We start from the raw sequence: 18369 nt of genomic DNA, 5'->3' as shown, positions 1-18369 counted from the left end.
TTTAGTTTAATTCAAAAAGAGTCATTGCTTTTTCAAATTCTTCTGCTAAGTGAGTTCGGTAATAGTTTTCAAATTCAGGAAGTGATTTTATTTTATGCAAACGTTTATTAGGATTATACACATGATTTAAATTCAGTTGAGGATTTTCTGCGATAAATTGATGTGTTAAGTTCCATTCTTTAACGTAACCAAGTGGATTGGAATGATAGTTAACACCATCAATCATATGATTACAAAACGAATGATGATTATGGCCAAAAACAACGTGTTTAATCGAAAATTTTTGAAAAGCAGAATGAAAAGCGGAACTCCCCAAAAATGCATAGACACAATAACATCATCTCTTTTAAGAGTTGACAGTTTATCTTCTAGCTTTTGAATAATTTGTTTAGTAATATTAGGATCACTTTCACCACGTCTTAAACGACGGTCGAACCAAAATTGGTTTTTAAAATGTTTATTTTCAGATATGGTTTTTTCTGGGAAGAAGCTATAATCATACCACCCATGAAAAGCAAGTAGTGTTGTTTTATCTGTTAATGAATAAGTTTTGAAATCTAGTTGATTGATGAGTTTTTCATCAAGATCTAACATATCATGGTTACCTAGATTATATGTAACTGTTAAATGGTCCGAAAGTTCCTTTAAAAAGGGAAGACTCTGATCAAAATAGTGATTTGAAATATCGCCAGCGATATGTAAATGATCAATTTGATTTTTTGTTAAAACCTTTAGTAATGTTTTTACTTCAAAATCACCAAAATGATTAATATCAATATGCAAATCACTCATAATTGCTAATTTAGTCATGGTAATATTCTAGCAAAATAGCAGCCTTTGGACTACTTGAAAGCTTTCTATTGTCATAAAATTTTAATAAAAGTTACAATTCGTCATCATTCAGTATTGAGTTCTTTATTATTTTCCTATATGATATTATCATGGATATAAAAGCAGAAATTCAAGAGCTAGCAAAATCAATAGGAATCTCCAAAATTGGCTTCACAACAGCAGATGATTTTGACTATTTAGAAAAGTCATTACGTTTAGGTGTTGAAGAAGGTCGTAATTCAGGTTTTGAACACAAAATTATTGAAGAAAGAATTAAGCCTAAACTTTCATTAGATTCGGCTAAGACGATCATTTCAATTGCTGTAGCATATCCTCATAAATTACCAGTACAACCACCTGAAACACAATTTAAAAGAGGTAAAATAACACCCAATTCTTGGGGATTAGATTATCATTATGTTTTACAAGAAAAACTTGATAAATTAGCTAAAGGTATCGAAAAGTTAACTGAGAACTTCGAATATAAAGGTATGGTAGATACAGGGGCATTAGTTGATACAGCTGTTGCTAGGAGAGCTGGTATTGGCTTTATCGGTAAAAATGGTCTTGTCATTTCAAAAGAATTTGGCTCATACATGTTTCTTGGCGAATTAATTACCAATCTTGAAATTGAACCTGATCAACCTGTTGATTATGATTGTGGCGATTGTCGGAGATGTCTTGATGCCTGTCCGACCTCTTGCCTGATTGGTGATGGCACCATGAATGCCAAAAGATGTTTATCATTCCAAACGCAAGACAAAGGCATGATGGATCTTGAATTTCGTAAAAAAATCAAAACGGTTATCTATGGTTGTGATATCTGTCAAATCTGTTGTCCTTATAATAAAGGTATTTCAAATCCTTTAGCCACCGAGATTGATCCAGAATTAGCACAACCTGAATTAATCCCATTTTTACAATTGTCCAACAAAGGATTTAAAGAGAAATTTGGAAAAATAGCTGGTTCTTGGCGAGGAAAAAATATTCTACAGCGTAATGCTATTATTGCTTTAGCAAACGCACATGATAAGAATGCGGTCGTTTATTTGTTAGAAATTATCGATAAAAATAATAATCCAATTCATACGGCAACTGCAATTTGGGCAATTGGTGAGATTGTTAAAAAACCTGAACAGGACTTAATTGATTTTATGACAAACTTATCATTTGAGAATAATAATTGTCAAAATGAATTAAATGAACTGGTTACAAAATGGCAATTCTAGTAGTCTTGTGTTAAAATATTGATGAATATCATTGATATTTATTCTGTTGAAGCGTAACTATCATATACTTAAGAAAACTTATAGAAAAAAGGAGTAAACTATGGAAGTGGCTGAAATTCGCCAAAAAATAGTAGAAAATAAAGAGAAGTTGACTAGCTTCAGGAGGTCTCTTTGACTTAGAGCATCTTGAAGAAGAGATTGCACAATTAGAGCATCAAATGACAGATCCAGATTTTTGGAATGATAATATTGCTGCTCAAAAAACTTCCCAAACTCTAAATGATTTGAAAGCAACTTATGATAATTTCCAGACAATGCAAGAATTATCAGAGGAGTCAGAATTATATTTAGAAATGCTTGATGAAGATGCGTCTATTCAATCAGATTTAGAAGAGACCTTGTCTAAACTTGATGTGTTGATGCAAAATTATGAAATGACATTACTGCTTTCAGAACCCTATGATAACAATAATGCCATTTTAGAAATTCATCCCGGTTCAGGAGGAACAGAAGCACAAGATTGGGCCGAAATGCTTTTTAGAATGTATACTCGCTACGGTAATGCAAAAGGTTTTAAAGTAGAAACCCTAGATTATCAAGCAGGTGATGAAGCAGGAATCAAATCTGTAACCCTTTCCTTTGAGGGACCGCATGCTTATGGCTTGCTAAAATCTGAAATGGGTGTTCATCGCTTAGTTCGTATTTCTCCATTTGATTCAGCTAAAAGAAGACATACTTCATTTGTCTCTGTAGAAGTCATGCCAGAGTTAGATGATACTATTGAAGTTGATATCAAAGATGACGATATTAAGATGGATACTTTCCGATCAGGTGGTGCTGGTGGACAAAACGTTAACAAAGTTTCTACAGGTGTTCGACTAACCCATATTCCAACAGGCATTGTGGTTGCATCTACTGTTGATCGAACACAATATGGAAATCGTGATCGTGCTATGAAAATGCTTCAATCAAAACTTTATCAATTAGAACAAGAAAAGAAAGCTCAAGAAGTTGATGCGCTAAAAGGTGATAAAAAAGAAATAACTTGGGGCAGTCAGATAAGGTCTTATGTTTTCACACCATACACTATGGTAAAAGATCACCGAACTAGTTATGAAGTTGCGCAAGTTGATAAAGTCATGGATGGTGAAATTGATGGTTTTATTGATGCATATTTGAAATGGCGTATTGAGGATTAAAGAAGAAACTACTTTACTAAAATAAAAAGGAAATAAAAAATGGCATTAATTGAAATGAAAGATGTTACGAAAAAGTATCATCGCTCAACAACTGCCTTAAGAGATATGACAATATCTGTGAATCAAGGTGAATTTGTGTATTTAGTTGGCCCTTCAGGTGCTGGTAAATCAAGCTTTATTAAATTACTATATCGTGAAGAGAAGGTTTCAAACGGAACACTTCGCGTTGGTGAATTTAATTTAAACAAACTAAAGAAAAAAGACGTTCCCATTTTACGTCGTAATATTGGTGTTGTTTTCCAAGATTACAAATTATTACCTCGTAAAACTGTATTTGAAAATGTTGCTTATGCTATGGAAGTTATTGGTGCCAAACGTCGTGACATCAAAAAACGTGTGCCTGAAGTCTTAGAGTTAGTAGGGTTAAAATACAAAATGCGTTCTTTCCCAGATCAGTTATCTGGTGGGGAGCAACAACGTGTGGCAATTGCTCGTGCAATCGTCAATAATCCAAAATTATTAATTGCCGATGAACCTACAGGAAACTTGGACCCTGAAATTTCATGGGAAATCATGCAATTACTTGAACGCATTAATATTCAAGGAACTACTGTATTAATGGCAACACATAACAGTCACATTGTAAATGCCTTACGCCACCGTGTAATTGCCATTGAGGATGGTAAAATTGTACGTGATGAGGAGAAAGGAGAATATGGTTACGATGATTAGAAATTTCTTCCGTCACCTATGGGAATCAATTAAAAATTTAAAACGAAATGGATGGATGACTTTTGCTTCCATTACTTCAGTAACAGTAACATTAGCTTTATTAGGACTTTTTGTTTCAGTTTTGTTAAATACTGAAAAATTAGCTAGTGATGTGGAAAACAATGTCAGAATTAATACCTACTTAGCGGTAGATTCTAAAGATAGTTCTGAAACTATTCAAAATGAAGCTGGTGAGACAGTAGTGAATGCTGATTACCACAAAGTTTACAAAGACATTTTAAAAATTTCTGGTGTTAAATCTATTGATTTTTCTAGTAAAGAAAACGAATTGAAAAAACTTAAAGAAACTTATGGTGATGTTTGGAGTATGTACGATAATGATTCCAACCCACTTCAAGACATTTATATCGTTGAAACAAAATCACCAAGTCAAGTTAAGAAAGTTGCTAAAAAGATTAAATCTTTAGAAGGCGTTGAATCCGTCAATTATGGTGGTATCCAATCTGATAAACTCTTTAAGATTACCAAATTTATCCGTACTTGGGGTGTGGTAGGAGCAGCTATCTTTATACTAATGGCTATTTTCCTCATTTCAAATACAATTCGTATGACCATCATGAATCGAAAACGCGATATTGAAATTATGCGTTTGGTCGGTGCAAAAAATTCTTATATCAGAGGACCATTCTTCTTTGAAGGTGCTTGGATCGGTTTATTTGGTGCTATTATTCCTTCAGTATTAATGTTCTATCTCTATCATTTTGTTTATAGTGAATATAGTCGTCAATTGCAACCACAAGGACTTTCTTTATACCAACCAAGTTTATTTTTACCAGCATTGATTGGTGGATTGTTCATTATTGGAATTATTATTGGTTCTATTGGTTCTGTATTCTCAATGAGACGCTATCTAAAAATATAAAAAAACAAGCTACAGCTTGTTTTTTTTAATTTTGAAAATAAGGATTAAAATTTTTCTCATGAGCAATAGTTGTGTTCATACCATGACCTGGATAAACACTGAAATGGTTTGGGAGTGTGAAAAGTTGATTCTTGATACATTCAAGTAACTGATCGAGATTTCCAGTTGGTAAGTCAGTTCGACCAATTGTTTCTTTAAAGAGAGCATCACCAGTAATGACTAATTCAGATTCTGAAAAAATAAATGAAACACCGCCAATTGAGTGACCTGGCGTTGGTACAACTTTAAAATGAAATCCTTCTAAATCATAGATTTCATCGTATTGAAAGTAAAAATCAGCTGGTTTTGCGATAACATTTGGTAATTCTGCATGCCTAGGCATTCCTGATAAATTATCCTCAGGTGATTCAAGCCAGCTTGCTTCGGCTTCAGCAACATATACTGGTGGGTTATTAAATGTTTCTCTCACTAAATCTAAACTCATAATGTGATCATAATGAGTATGAGTTAGTAAAATAGCAACGACAGGTTTTTCCAACTCAATTATTTTAGATAGAACTTTTTGGCCATCACTTCCTGGATCAATAACAAGAAGTGAGTTATCATTCTCTAAAATATAAGTATTTTCAACAGCTATGGGATTGACAATTTTATAGATATTCATAGTTTAAGTTTAACAAATTAAAGGGAGAGTTCAAGTATTTTGTATAGATGTGTGATGACTAAAATAATTTCTAATTGACTTGACAATTCTTATTTTTTCCGTTATACTAAATAAAATTTGATACAACTTTAAACATGTTCCGTGAAACATGAAAGTCGAATGATAGAAAGAAGATTCTATCTAATGGTCGTTGCGACGACTGCCATTTTAGTGTACTTTAGTGGACTCACGGCATGCTGTGAGTCTTTTTGATTTGCAAAAAAAGATTGGTCAATTAATTAAAATGGTCAGTGAGCCATTATTAAAAGGAGAAACCCATGTCGTCATTATCATTGGATAAAAATAATAAGCGTGCACTTGTCTCAGCAATTGTAGCATCAGGGACAGATGACTTAAACGTGATGTTCCTATCATTTTCAATGTCATCTATTATTGCTGATTTAGGCATCAATGGAGTTCAAGGTGGATGGATTGCAACCATTACCAATTTAGGGATGCTAGTCGGTGGCTTGATTTTTGGACTATTAGCAGACCGATATCATAAATTTAAAGTCTTTAAATGGACGATTTTACTTTTTTCAATTGCGACAGGTTTAATCTATTTTACACATTCTATTAATTATTTGTACCTTATGCGTTTTATTGCTGGTATTGGTGTCGGTGGTGAATATGGTGTAGCGATTGCTATCATGGCCGGAATTGTCCCTTCAGACAAAATGGGACGAATTTCATCACTCAATGGAATTGCAGGACAAATTGGTTCAATCAGTTCAGCTCTTTTAGCAGGTTGGTTAGCACCAGCATTAGGATGGAGAGGTTTATTCTTATTTGGACTAGCGCCAATTATTCTCGTCCTTTGGATGCAATTTGCTATTGATGATCATAACATTTGGGATAATGGTGCTGATCATCAAAGTCATGAAGAGTCAAGCCAACCTGTAAAAATTTCCCAATTATTTGAAACACCAGCATTGGTTGCTCAAACACTTGCTTTAATGGTTATGACTACAGTTCAGATTGCGGGATACTTTGGTATGATGAACTGGTTACCAACTATTATTCAAACAAGTTTACATATCTCTGTTAAGGATTCTTCTCTTTGGATGGTTTCAACAATTTTAGGTATGTGTTTAGGGATGCTAACATTTGGCCAAATCCTAGATAAATTTGGACCAAGACTAGTCTATTCTGTCTTTTTAATTGCATCAGCTGTATGTGTTTATCTCTTCCAATTTGCTAACTCAATGCCAACTATGTTAATTGGTGGTGCAATCGTTGGATTCTTTGTTAATGGTATGTTTGCTGGTTATGGTGCTATGATCACACAACTATATCCACATCATATTCGTTCTACAGCTAATAATGTCATTTTAAATGTTGGTCGTGCCATTGGTGGTTTCTCATCAGTTATTATTGGTAAAATTTTGGATGTGTCTAGTGTCTCAATGGTAATGCTTTTCCTTGCAGGCTTATACCTTATTAGTTTCATTGCGATGCTTTCAATAAAAAATTTAAAAGCTGAGAATTATTTAAAATTAAAAGAAATCTAAAAAAACCTGCTTAGCAGGTTTTTATTGTTCAAGTGACTTTAAAAAACGTTGTGTATCGATACGAACTCTAGTATGACATGCTTTTGCGATCAGTTCATTCTTAGCAAATGCTTCTAAACGAAAATCATATCTGTGACTTTCTTCTTTAAGTGCAGTAATGACAATATCAATATCTTCGCCAATTTTAGAAGCTTTCAAGTGTTGGATTGCCATTTCGCTTCCAACTGATGTCTTACCTTCTTCAAGTTGTTTTTGGATAAAAGTTGAAGCAGTGTTTTCCATAAATGTTACCAAGGCTGGTGTTGCAAGTACTTCTAAAGTGCCAGAACCCAAGAATTTTGCTGAATGTTTAGGTGTTGTATGAAAAGTTTGACGTGTGATAGACATGTTAAGTCCTCCTTTTTCTTTATTATAATATATTAAGCGTTTTCAGTCTTAGAAAAATATTTTTATGGTATACTATTTTTTAAAAGGATTGAAAAATGAAAGAAGATAAAGTAGCTGTAAATCACTATATTAATGAGCAATCTGAATCTGTGAGAGATTTTTTAAGTCAACTTAGAAATCTCATATTGTCTGAACTCCCCTCAACTATTGAAGGCTTATCTTGGTCAATGCCATCTTATTGGGATAAACACTATTAAGCGCATTTTGATGCCTATAAAGACCACGTGAATGTTTATTTTTACTTAGCACCTCAATTAATTGGTCAATTTTCTAAAAAATACCCTCAGTTATCATTCACTAAAAGAGGATTACAATGTTACTATAATCAAGAATTACCTCGAGATATTCTGATTGAAATGTTACAATGGCAAGGTAAGAAAGTAGAAGAAAATGAGACTTGATAAATTTTTAGTAGAAATGTCTATCGGTAGTAGAAGCCAAGTAAAAGAACTCATAAAGCAAAAAAGAATTTCTGTAAATCAAAAAACGGTAACCTCTGCAAAAGCACAAATAAATGAAAACAAAGATATTATAAGTTTAGATGGTAACCAATTAGTCTATGAAAAATTCACTTATTTCATGCTAAATAAACCTAAAGGTGTCATTTCAGCTACAGAAGATAAAGAGCATAAGACAGTCATTGATTTACTATCAAATGAAGATTACAAAAACGGTATTTTTCCAGTGGGACGGCTAGACAAAGATACTAGAGGCTTATTAATTCTAACCAATGATGGAGCATTAGCTCATAATATGTTATCTCCCAAAAAGCATGTTGAAAAAGAATACATCGCTGAAGTTAAAGGTATCATGACTGAAGCAGATAAAAACAGTTTTGAGCAAGGAATTGTTTTGAAAGATTTCACCTGTTTACCTGCAAGATTGGAGATAATAGCTATTAATCAAGAAAAGGAAACTAGTCGAGTTAAAATTACACTAAAAGAAGGGAAGTTCCATCAAGTAAAACGAATGGTACTAGCCTGTGGCAAAGAAGTTAGTGATCTAAAAAGAATAAAAATGGGTAACCTTCTATTAGATAAAACATTAAAGGAAGGTTCTTATAGACGATTAACCTCTGAAGAATTAGAGTTATTAAAAAAATCATAAAAGACTATCAAGTGATAGTCTTTTTTATAGCCATTTTTTGTGTTTAAAATAAGAGATATTAATAATTAATATTAGAATAGAAACAATAATAACAATAGGATAACCTAATGGACTGTTTAATTCTGGCATAAAATCAAAATTCATACCATACCAACCAACAATAATAGTGATTGGTGTGCAACATGTGGTCACAATCGTCAATACAGTCATGATATGATTTTGTTTTTCATCAACGATTGATTGCTGCATCCCTTTTATTTGTGAGATATCATCTTTTAAACTTTCAATCATATGCTGAAGATGGTCGATTTTAATAGATAAAAGTCGAAAATTGTTGAGGTTTTGATTGGTAAAAAGATGGTCTGTATCGTGACTCAGTTCCTCAGTCAAAGTCGCAAATTGACTGTAATTAAAATCCAATTTAACAATTTTATGCCTGATTTGACTAAGTTGATTAGAATTAATATGATCTTTTCCTTCCAAAAGTTCACCTTCCATATCGGTTAAGGTCATACCAAACTTTTCTAGTAAAGAAACATCATCTTGAATCAATTTATCTAAAAAATCAAATAATATTCTTCCTAAATCGGGGTCTTTCCAATGGTTATCTTTTCTTAAATCATTAAAAATTGATTGGCAAAATTGACTATCATCAATAAAGATGAGGGTATTTTTTTGGATGAGAAATGAAAAATGATGATTTTGGTTCAAAATAACTTTTCTATCAGGAGTGCTAAATTGACCAATGAGTTTATCTTGATAGTGATAAATATGACTGGTCTTGATATGTGATTTTGGAAATTCAATTTCAAGATGAAGATGACTTTTTTCTTTGAATGTAATCCATTCATTTGTTGAAAGAATGGCTATATAGCTAAAATGGTTATCTAAACACTCTTCTAATGAAGTCTTTTCTAACTTTTCTGATACCTTATAAAACATAATTCTATTATAAACATTGCAAGAAAAAAAGCCAGTACAAAACTGACTTTGTTATTATATGGCCCATTCACCTTTTCTAAAAATAGGAATAACTTGTCCATCTTTAGTTATACCATCAATGTCCATCTGATCTGATCCTATCATAAAGTCAACATGAGCGCTAGATCTATTGAGTCCAGCTTCTTTTAATTGCTCTTGAGTCATTTCAGTCCCCCCTTTTACAGAGAAAGCATAGGCAGAACCAATAGCTAAATGATTGGATGCATTTTCATCAAAAAGAGTATTAAAGAATGTTAAACCAGAAAGTGAAATAGGTGTTTTGTGAGGAACCAAAGCAACCTCACCAAGTGATCTGGCACCCTCATTTTCAGAAATTAATCTTTCCAAGGTCTCTTGACCTTTTTCAGCTTTAACATCAACAATCTGCCCATCTTTGAATGTAAAGGTCATATTTTCTATAACGACACCTGCATAGCTTAATGGTTTGGTAGAAGATACATAGCCATCTGCCCTTCGATAATCTGGTGCAGAAAAAACTTCTTCCGTAGGCATATTAGCAATAAAGGTTTCACCTTGAGCATTAGTAGAACCAGCAGCTTCCCAATAATGATTCTCAGGCATTCCTAAGGTTAAGTCTGTTCCTGGTGCCATGTAGTGAAGGGCATCGAATTGGTATTTATTTAATTGTTCTGCTTTTGATAATAACTTCTCTTGGTGAAGATCCCAAGCTTTAATTGGATTTTCTTCATAAATACGATTCATTTTAAAAATGGCATCCCAAAGTGCATCAACTTGCTCTTCTTCAGTCTTCAAATGAGGAAATACCATTTTTGCCCAAGAAGGACTAGCAGCAGACACTAAATTCCAACTAACTTTGTTGGCTTGTGTAGCCGCTCTTTGTTCTTCAAGTGCAATCGCTGTTGCTTTGGTTGATTCTGATAGACGCTCTTGATCGACTCCAGAAAAAGCATTTGGATCTGAAGAACGAACAAACAAGCGACTTGCTTTTTTATCTAAAAAATAATGTGATTTTTCAACAATATATTGAGGTACATTAATAAGTCTGTCATGATCTGCATAAAGAAGCTTATCTTTTGTGATACTGTCATCAATATAATCCACAACAACTTCAGCTGCTCCAGATTCGTAAGCTTTCTTTGTAATTAAGCGAGCAAAGTCATAATGTTCAACAGAAATTGTCAATAAAAGTGTGTGTCCTTTTTGAATGTTGACCCCTTTTTTGATCAAAAGATCAGCATATTTTTCTAAAAGTTCATTAAAACGTGGTAGTACCATTGTTATCTCCTATTTTCTTTTCATTCTTTCTTAAATTTAGCATAAAAAGAAGAAAAGCTCAAGGCTGACTCTTTGGTGTCTTGTCATCATCTACAAGTTGATAAATATAGTAATTCATGATAAAATAGTTAGGAAGATTCAATAAGAAGAGGTATGTATTTTGGCATTTGGAGAAAATGGACCTCGTAAAAAAACGACATTTGAAAAAATTACATTAGTTGTCGTCATTTTAATGGTTCTTGTCACTGTAGGTGGCTTAATTGCAGGTGCACTTGCAGGCATCATGTAAAGAAACGCCGAAAAGGCGTTTTTTTAAACTAGATTTGAAAAGAGAGTAGTAAAAGAATGAGTATGTTTTTAGATACTGCTAAGATTAGTGTTCAAGCTGGTCGAGGTGGAGATGGAATGGTTGCTTTCCGTCGGGAGAAGTATGTTCCTAATGGTGGCCCGTGGGGCGGAGATGGTGGTAAAGGTGGCTCGGTTATTTTTAGAGTAGAAGAGGGCCTTAGAACACTGATGGATTTTCGTTATAATCGAAAATTCAAAGCAAAAGCAGGTGAAAAAGGGATGACAAAAGGTATGCACGGACGTGGTGCAGAAGACCTAATTGTTGAAGTACCTCAAGGAACTACTGTTAGAGATGCTGAGACTGGAAAAGTTATCACAGACTTAGTTGAGAACGGACAAGAATTTGTTATTGCGCGTGGTGGTCGAGGTGGCCGTGGTAATATTAGATTTGCCACACCACGAAATCCAGCGCCTGAAATTGCTGAAAATGGTGAGCCAGGAGAAGAAAAACAACTTGAGTTAGAACTCAAAATTTTAGCAGATGTAGGACTAGTAGGTTTTCCGTCTGTTGGAAAATCTACCTTACTAAGTGTTGTTTCTGCGGCTAAACCCAAAATTGGTGCCTATCATTTTACAACTATTGTTCCCAATTTAGGAATGGTTAGAACGAAATCTGGTGAGAGTTTTGCAATGGCTGATTTACCAGGATTGATTGAAGGTGCAAGCCAAGGTATTGGACTAGGAACACAATTTTTAAGACATATCGAAAGAACCAGAGTTATTTTACATGTTATTGATATGTCAGCAAGTGAAGGAAGAGATCCATATGAAGATTATTTAGCCATTAATAATGAATTGGAAACCTACAATCTTCGATTGTTAGAAAGACCTCAAATTATCGTTGCAAATAAGATGGATATGGCAGAATCTGAAGAGAACCTAGCTGAATTTAAATCAAAATTAAAAGCAAATTATGATGAATTTGAAGACTTACCAATGATTTTTCCAATTTCAAGTTTAGCTCATCAAGGTTTGGAAAATCTTTTAGATGCGACGGCTGAATTATTGGATAAAACTGGTGAATTTCTTCTTTATGATGAAAGTGAATTGGCTCAAGATGAAGTTTATTATGGCTTTAATGAGGATGAACGACCATTTGAGATTAGTCGTGATGATGATGCAGCTTGGGTCTTGTCAGGTGAGAAATTAGAAAAATTATTTGTCATGACAAATATGGAACGTGATGAATCAATCATGAAATTTGCAAGACAATTGCGTGGAATGGGTGTTGATGAAGCTCTTCGTGAACGTGGTGCAAAAGATGGTGATATTGTCAGGATTGGTCATTTTGAATTTGAATTTGTCGACTAATGGAGGAATATTATGGGAGATAAACCGATATCATTCCGTGATAAAGATGGTCATTTTGTTTCTGCAGCTGATGTTTGGAATAAAAAGAAGTTAGAAGAATTATTTAATCAATTAAACCCTAATCGTAAGTTACGATTAGAAAGGGAAAAAAAAGAAGCAATGTATAAAAAAGAAGACCAGTAATACTTGGTCTTCTTTTTTGTATAGATTTTAAGATAGATAGATGACCTATCATTTTTAAAAGAATATTACTATCAAAAATGAATAAGGGTTTGTGTAACCAATTTTTATAAACAGAATTATCAGCTCTTTTTATAAAAAATACTCTAGCTAAGTCATGTATAGTGATTATTATTTAATAACATAATAAAAATGATAGTCTTAAATATAGAAGTAAACTAAAAAATCAAACGTTAAAATGAGTAAACAAGAATTGATTTTTTAGTTTATCATACTTCTATACCTTCAAAGATTTTCTAATCTAAGTCTAACACAATCAAACTGAAAAATCAAAAAAGAGCTGAAAAGCTCTTTTTTAGACATTTAAGACTTTATCAAGAAATTCAATCAAACGTGGATGTTTAGGATGATCAAAAATATCTTCTGGCGTTCCATCTTCTAAGAACTGGCCACCATCAGTAAAGATAACACGATTTGCAACTTGTCTAGCAAATCCCATTTCATGAGTGACAATCAGCATTGTCATTCCTTGTTCAGCTAGGTCTTTCATTACATTAAGAACATCGCCAACCATTTCAGGATCAAGGGCAGAAGTTGGCTCATCAAATAACATAATATCTGGATTCATTGCTAGAGCACGCGCAATGGCAACACGTTGTTTTTGTCCTCCAGATAGACTACTTGGTAGCGCATCAGCTTTATCTGAAAGTCCAACTTTTTCAAGTAGTTCGAGACCATGTTTTTTTGCTAATTCCTTAGATTCTTTACCTAATTCTACTGGTGCAAATGTAATATTATCTATAACAGACATATGAGGGAACAAGTTGAAATGTTGAAATACCATTCCAATGTTTTCCCTTGCTTTATCTATATTTGTTTTTTTGTCTGAAAGTTCAAAACCATCAACAACAACTTTACCACTGGTAATGTCTTCTAATAAATTTAGAGTTCTTAAAAAAGTTGACTTTCCAGAACCAGATGGACCGATGATACAGACAACATCACCTTCATAAAATTTTGCATCAATACCTTTTAGAACTTCATTTTGACCATATGACTTATGCAAATCTTGAATATCAATTTTTAATTCTGCCATTAGTTAAGCCTCTTTTCTAAACGTTTTGCTAATTTTGTTAATAATGTAATGATGACAAGATAGATAATTGCTAAAATAGCATACATACGGAACGATTGATAGTTACGAGCGATAATAATTTTTCCTGTTTGGAAGAGTTCAACTAAACCAATCGCTGAAACAATAGTTGTATCTTTAAGTGAAATAACAAATTGGTTAATAAAGTTTGGTAACATCAATTTAACCGCTTGTGGTAAGATGACTTTTTGCATTGTCTTACGATATGGGATACCCAAGCTTCGACTTGCTTCCATTTGACCAACAGGAACAGCTTCAATTCCACCTCTGACAATTTCAGCAATATAAGCTCCACCGTTTAATGAAAGGGCAATAGTTGCTGCGAGGAAGTCATTAATTGGTGATTGATGACCTGTCATACTTTCAATTAGATTTGGAATACCCCAGAAAATAAATGCAGCTACAATCATCAATGGAATACCACGGACAACATCAACAAACACTGAAGAAATTACCTTTAAGCTTTTACTTGGTGAAACAGCCATCATACCAAACAAGATACCAATTACCATGGCGATAGCAAATGAAATAAGTGTTAAACTAATGGTAGTACCAAGACCAGATAACAATTGTTTATAATTGTTTGAAATGAGTCCAGAAATTGTGGATTCATCAGCTTCTTTATTAGTTGATTTGCTTGTTTTTTCATTACTTAAATACTTATTGATAGTTTTTTCATATTTACCAGAAGCTTTGAGTGAAGCTAGTCCATTATTAAACATTTCAATCAATTCTGGATTAGAACCTTTTTTAACAGCAAAGCCATATTCTCCAGATGGTTCACCTTTAATTGGTGTCTTGAATTGACGACCTTGTTTAATAGAATACTTAAGGATTGATTCATCATCCATTAGTGCTTCAATAGAACCTGAATTTAAACTATCATACATTGATGAGGCATCGTCAAACGCTTTTAAATGATAACCATATTTTGATTTATGTTGATCTAAGAAATCATAGGAAGCAGTTCCTTTTTTCGCTCCAACTGTTTTACCTTTCAAATCTGAATATGATTTGATTGGTGAATCTTTTTTAACACCTAATAGAATATTAGATGAGTAGTAAGAATCAGAAAAGTCAAATGTTTTTTTGCGTTCATCAGTAATTGACATCCCAGCAATAACACCATCAGCTTGTCCAGATTGAACGGCATTTAAAGCAGCATCAAATCCAGGATTTGAAATTTGAATTGTAAAGCCTTGCTGTTTTGCAATAGCTTTAATTAATTCCATGTCAATTCCGACATATTTTCCATTTCCATTTTGGAATTCAAAAGGAGCAAAAGAAGAGTCAGCCACAACTTTATAGGTACTTTTCTTAGGTGTTGCTTTTGCATCAGCATTTCCTGATGATTTTCCTTCTGAACCAAGCCATTTTGACATGATTTGTTCATAGGTACCATCAGACTTCATTGCCTTTAAGGCTTTGTTAAATTGAGGAATGAGGTATTCGTATTTACTACCTTTTTTGACAGAAAAACCAAAACTACCGACTGCTTCACCAGCCATATTAATGGCATATTTCTTACCTTGATTAATCGCATATTGGACAACTGGTTGATCATCCATCGCTGCATCAATTGAGCCTGAATCCAAGCTATTATTCATTAAATCTCCGGTATCAAAGGTTTTTACTTTGTAACCATATTTTGATTGTTTCTTTTCAAGGAAAGATTGAGCAGCAGTGCCATTTTTAACACCAACTGTTTTGCCTTTTAATTGGCTGTATTTAGTTACCTTTTTATTTTTACTAGTATATAAAACAATTTTTGTGTCATAGTATGGCTTTGAAAATGTTAGTACTTTTTTACGAGCACTTGTAATCGTTGTTCCAGCCATTAAAGCATCTGCCTGTCCAGATTGAACCGCATTGACAGCGGCATCAAAACCCGGAAAAGTCATATTGATATCCCAACCACTACGTTTTGCTACTTCATTTACGATATCAACATCAATTCCTTTATATACTTGGTCAGAATCCTTAAATTCAAAAGGTGCATATGCAGTATCTGAAACAATATCAATTGTTTCAGCTTTTGCTACACCACCTATCATAAAGAAAAGGGATAACAAAAGCAGTAGACTATGCTTTATTTTCTTCTTCATGTCATTCTCCTTTAAAAAAATATTCCTAATTATAGCAAAATTTAAAAGGAAAAGCAATATGATTTTAATTATCATGTTAGGTTTTATGACATAGAATAGACTTAAATAACTTAGTTATCTTCTTAATTGCTATAGTAATATAAGTTCATTTCAATCATACTGTGATAAAATAGAACTATGATAGATAGAAATGAAACCAATCAATTTGAGTTAATCTCAAAGTATGCACCTTCAGGAGATCAACCTCAAGCAATAGAAGAACTTGTAGACAATATTGAAGGTGGTGAAAAGGCTCAGATATTACTAGGAGCTACTGGTACTGGTAAAACCTATACCATGAGTCAAGTCATCAGCAAAGTGAACAAACCAACGCTAGTTATTGCCCACAATAAAACTTTGGCGGGACAATTGTATAGTGAATTTAAGGAATTTTTTCCTAACAATGCTGTTGAATATTTTGTGTCCTATTATGATTATTATCAACCTGAAGCTTATGTACCTTCAAGTGACACTTATATCGAAAAAGACAGTTCTGTCAATGATGAAATTGATAAATTACGACATTCAGCGACTTCAGCCTTACTTGAGCGAAATGATGTTATTGTTGTGGCGTCTGTGTCCTGCATTTATGGTCTTGGTTCACCAAAAGAATATGCTGATTCAGCTGTAAGTCTACGCCCAGGCCAAGAAATCTCAAGAGACCAACTTCTAAACCAATTAGTTGACATTCAGTTTGAACGAAATGATATTGATTTTCAACGTGGAAGATTTAGGGTTAGGGGAGATATTGTTGAGATTTTTCCAGCCTCAAGAGATGAGCATGCCTTTAGAGTAGAATTTTTTGGAGACGAAATTGACCGTATTAGAGAAATTGAAAGTCTAACTGGTAAAAGTTTAGGTGAAGTGGACCATCTGGTTTTATTCCCAGCGACTCACTTTGTGACAAACGATGAACATATGGAACATTCAATTTCACTCATTCAAAAGGAATTAGAAGAACAACTAGCTTTGTTTGAATCTGAAGGAAAATTGTTAGAGGCCCAACGACTTAAACAAAGAACAGAATATGACATTGAAATGTTAAGAGAAATAGGTTACACCAGTGGTGTTGAAAATTATTCAAGACATATGGATGGTCGTCAAAAAGGGGAACCTCCCTATACATTATTGGACTTTTTCCCAGAAGACTTTCTCATTATGATTGATGAAAGTCATATGACTATGGGACAAATAAAAGGGATGTATAATGGAGACAAAGCTCGGAAACAAATGCTTGTTGATTATGGCTTTAGATTACCTTCAGCTTTGGACAATCGACCATTAAGACGAGAAGAATTTGAAAGTCATGTTCATCAGATCGTTTACGTCTCAGCTACTCCAGGTGATTACGAAATGGAGCAAACTGATACAGTTATTGAACAAATAATACGTCCGACAGGGCTACTTGATCCAGAAGTTGAAGTAAGACCAAGTATGGGACAGATGGATGACTTACTGGGAGAAATCACCAAACGTGCTGATAAAGGTGAACGAACTTTTATTACAACTTTAACTAAAAAAATGGCTGAAGATTTAACGGACTATTTGAAAGAAATGGGTGTAAAAGTCAAGTACATGCATTCTGATATCAAAACTCTTGAAAGAACTGAAATCATTAGAGACTTAAGATTGGGAGTATTTGATGTCTTAATCGGGATTAATTTGCTTAGAGAAGGTATTGATGTTCCTGAGGTCAGCTTAGTTGCTATTTTAGATGCTGATAAAGAAGGATTTTTGAGAAATGAACGTGGACTAATTCAAACAATTGGTCGAGCAGCACGAAATTCTGAAGGTCATGTTATTATGTACGCAGACAAAATGACTGATTCCATGCAAAAAGCTATCGATGAAACTGCAAGGCGTCGTCAAATTCAAATGGCTTACAATGATGAACATCATATTGTTCCTCAGACAATTAAGAAGGAAATTAGAGACTTGATTACAATCTCTAAACGTGATGAATCCGGTGAAGAAAAAGAAGTTGTTGATTTCAATACTTTAACGAAATCAGAGCGTCAAAAAACCATTAAAAAATTCCAGAAAGAGATGCATGAAGCAGCTGAATTACTTGATTTTGAGTTGGCTACACAAATAAGAGATATGATTTTAGAATTGAAAGCTATGGATTAATTGGAAACAATTTTTCCATGCTTTTTTTTAGGAATTTTTTCAGTTAAGATTTCCTTAAGCTTTTAGGAGTTAACTATCGTTAGAAAAATAAATTTAAAGAAAAATTTAAGAAAATAAAATGTTAAATAATCTTTTTATTTAATAATTGTCATTTTAGCTTGTCTTATTAAAGTTTTTCAAGTAA

At 33.4% G+C, this 18369-nt stretch carries 20 protein-coding genes; 12 read left to right on the top strand and 8 right to left on the bottom strand.

Features of this window, described 5'->3' with window-relative positions; genetic code table 11:
- Position 1: 1 nt before the first annotated feature.
- Both STRUR_RS12120 and STRUR_RS07035 read right to left on the bottom strand, forming a co-directional pair.
- The gene (locus tag STRUR_RS12120; RefSeq protein WP_006739069.1) at positions 2–226 is read right to left on the bottom strand and encodes a hypothetical protein; all 225 of its coding nucleotides are present in this window, start codon (positions 224–226) and stop codon (positions 2–4) included.
- The gene (locus STRUR_RS07035) at positions 223–810 is read right to left on the bottom strand and encodes a metallophosphoesterase (RefSeq protein WP_006739523.1); all 588 of its coding nucleotides are present in this window, start codon (positions 808–810) and stop codon (positions 223–225) included. The genes STRUR_RS12120 and STRUR_RS07035 overlap by 4 nt, the downstream gene beginning before the upstream one ends.
- Positions 811–941: 131 nt before the next feature.
- On the opposite strand from STRUR_RS07035, the gene queG reads away from it, so the two are divergent.
- The 4 genes from queG to ftsX all read left to right on the top strand — a co-directional run bounded on the left by queG (position 942) and on the right by ftsX (position 4913).
- Complete coding sequence (gene queG / locus STRUR_RS07030) at positions 942–2060, top strand: tRNA epoxyqueuosine(34) reductase QueG (RefSeq protein ID WP_006740104.1); 1119 nt, start codon at positions 942–944, stop codon at positions 2058–2060.
- A gap of 100 nt (positions 2061–2160) precedes the next feature.
- Positions 2161–3259 (top strand): peptide chain release factor 2 gene (gene prfB / locus STRUR_RS07025; protein WP_126430494.1). Its coding sequence is split into 2 segments (ribosomal slippage): positions 2161–2232 and positions 2234–3259, totalling 1098 coding nucleotides; the frame shifts between segments, so codons are not numbered across the junction.
- 39 nt (positions 3260–3298) lie between these two features.
- Positions 3299–3991: a cell division ATP-binding protein FtsE gene (gene ftsE / locus STRUR_RS07020; protein WP_006739704.1), complete on the top strand. Its 693-nt coding sequence runs from the start codon at positions 3299–3301 to the stop codon at positions 3989–3991.
- Complete coding sequence (ftsX, locus tag STRUR_RS07015; RefSeq protein ID WP_006738974.1) at positions 3984–4913, top strand: permease-like cell division protein FtsX; 930 nt, start codon at positions 3984–3986, stop codon at positions 4911–4913. Before ftsE ends, ftsX begins: the two co-directional genes overlap by 8 nt.
- A gap of 25 nt (positions 4914–4938) precedes the next feature.
- Here ftsX and STRUR_RS07010 read toward each other — a convergent pair whose 3' ends face one another.
- Positions 4939–5577, bottom strand: coding sequence for an MBL fold metallo-hydrolase (locus tag STRUR_RS07010; protein WP_006738500.1), 639 nt, complete (start codon positions 5575–5577; stop codon positions 4939–4941).
- Between the two features lie 317 nt (positions 5578–5894).
- Here STRUR_RS07010 and STRUR_RS07005 point away from each other — a divergent pair, with 317 nt between their 5' ends.
- Positions 5895–7127 carry an MFS transporter gene (locus STRUR_RS07005; protein WP_006739982.1) on the top strand — a complete coding sequence of 411 codons (1233 nt, stop codon included), beginning with the start codon at positions 5895–5897 and terminating at the stop codon, positions 7125–7127.
- 21 nt (positions 7128–7148) lie between these two features.
- Here STRUR_RS07005 and STRUR_RS07000 read toward each other — a convergent pair whose 3' ends face one another.
- On the bottom strand, positions 7149–7514 hold the full coding sequence (locus STRUR_RS07000; protein ID WP_006739262.1) for a thioesterase family protein: 366 nt from the start codon (positions 7512–7514) through the stop codon (positions 7149–7151).
- A 95-nt stretch (positions 7515–7609) separates the two neighbouring features.
- Here STRUR_RS07000 and STRUR_RS11625 point away from each other — a divergent pair, with 95 nt between their 5' ends.
- The 3 genes from STRUR_RS11625 to STRUR_RS06995 are packed head-to-tail and all read left to right on the top strand — an operon-like array spanning position 7610 to position 8681.
- Positions 7610–7771: a hypothetical protein gene (locus STRUR_RS11625; protein WP_006738780.1), complete on the top strand. Its 162-nt coding sequence runs from the start codon at positions 7610–7612 to the stop codon at positions 7769–7771.
- 27 nt (positions 7772–7798) lie between these two features.
- Positions 7799–7975 (top strand): hypothetical protein, encoded by a 177-nt coding sequence (locus STRUR_RS11520; RefSeq protein ID WP_006739213.1) that lies wholly within the window; start codon positions 7799–7801, stop codon positions 7973–7975.
- Entirely contained in the window at positions 7965–8681 is a 717-nt protein-coding gene (locus STRUR_RS06995) for a pseudouridine synthase (protein WP_006738694.1), read from the top strand. The genes STRUR_RS11520 and STRUR_RS06995 overlap by 11 nt, the downstream gene beginning before the upstream one ends.
- Before the next feature lie 24 nt (positions 8682–8705).
- Here the strand turns inward: STRUR_RS06995 and STRUR_RS06990 are convergent, their stop codons facing one another.
- Positions 8706–9623 carry a magnesium transporter CorA family protein gene (locus STRUR_RS06990; RefSeq protein ID WP_006738675.1) on the bottom strand — a complete coding sequence of 306 codons (918 nt, stop codon included), beginning with the start codon at positions 9621–9623 and terminating at the stop codon, positions 8706–8708.
- 54 nt (positions 9624–9677) lie between these two features.
- Positions 9678–10919: an aminopeptidase gene (locus STRUR_RS06985; RefSeq protein ID WP_006739315.1), complete on the bottom strand. Its 1242-nt coding sequence runs from the start codon at positions 10917–10919 to the stop codon at positions 9678–9680.
- A 160-nt stretch (positions 10920–11079) separates the two neighbouring features.
- Between STRUR_RS06985 and STRUR_RS11320 the strand changes: the two genes are divergently transcribed.
- The 3 genes from STRUR_RS11320 to STRUR_RS11745 are packed head-to-tail and all read left to right on the top strand — an operon-like array spanning position 11080 to position 12761.
- Positions 11080–11208 (top strand): DUF4044 domain-containing protein, encoded by a 129-nt coding sequence (locus STRUR_RS11320; protein ID WP_006739873.1) that lies wholly within the window; start codon positions 11080–11082, stop codon positions 11206–11208.
- 56 nt (positions 11209–11264) lie between these two features.
- Entirely contained in the window at positions 11265–12578 is a 1314-nt protein-coding gene (gene obgE / locus STRUR_RS06980; protein ID WP_006740456.1) for a GTPase ObgE, read from the top strand.
- A 12-nt stretch (positions 12579–12590) separates the two neighbouring features.
- Complete coding sequence (locus tag STRUR_RS11745) at positions 12591–12761, top strand: hypothetical protein (protein ID WP_006738441.1); 171 nt, start codon at positions 12591–12593, stop codon at positions 12759–12761.
- A gap of 352 nt (positions 12762–13113) precedes the next feature.
- Here STRUR_RS11745 and STRUR_RS06970 read toward each other — a convergent pair whose 3' ends face one another.
- Both STRUR_RS06970 and STRUR_RS06965 read right to left on the bottom strand, forming a co-directional pair.
- Positions 13114–13854 carry an amino acid ABC transporter ATP-binding protein gene (locus STRUR_RS06970; protein WP_006739039.1) on the bottom strand — a complete coding sequence of 247 codons (741 nt, stop codon included), beginning with the start codon at positions 13852–13854 and terminating at the stop codon, positions 13114–13116.
- Positions 13854–16016, bottom strand: a complete 2163-nt coding sequence (locus STRUR_RS06965) for an ABC transporter substrate-binding protein/permease (RefSeq protein WP_006738419.1) — start codon at positions 16014–16016, stop codon at positions 13854–13856. Before STRUR_RS06965 ends, STRUR_RS06970 begins: the two co-directional genes overlap by 1 nt.
- Positions 16017–16193: 177 nt before the next feature.
- On the opposite strand from STRUR_RS06965, the gene uvrB reads away from it, so the two are divergent.
- Complete coding sequence (gene uvrB, locus STRUR_RS06960) at positions 16194–18185, top strand: excinuclease ABC subunit UvrB (RefSeq protein ID WP_006739018.1); 1992 nt, start codon at positions 16194–16196, stop codon at positions 18183–18185.
- Positions 18186–18369: the final 184 nt, after the last annotated feature.

It is taken from the genome of Streptococcus urinalis 2285-97 (assembly GCF_000188055.2).
GTDB lineage: Bacteria > Bacillota > Bacilli > Lactobacillales > Streptococcaceae > Streptococcus > Streptococcus urinalis.
This window is presented reverse-complemented; position numbering and strand designations above follow the sequence as displayed.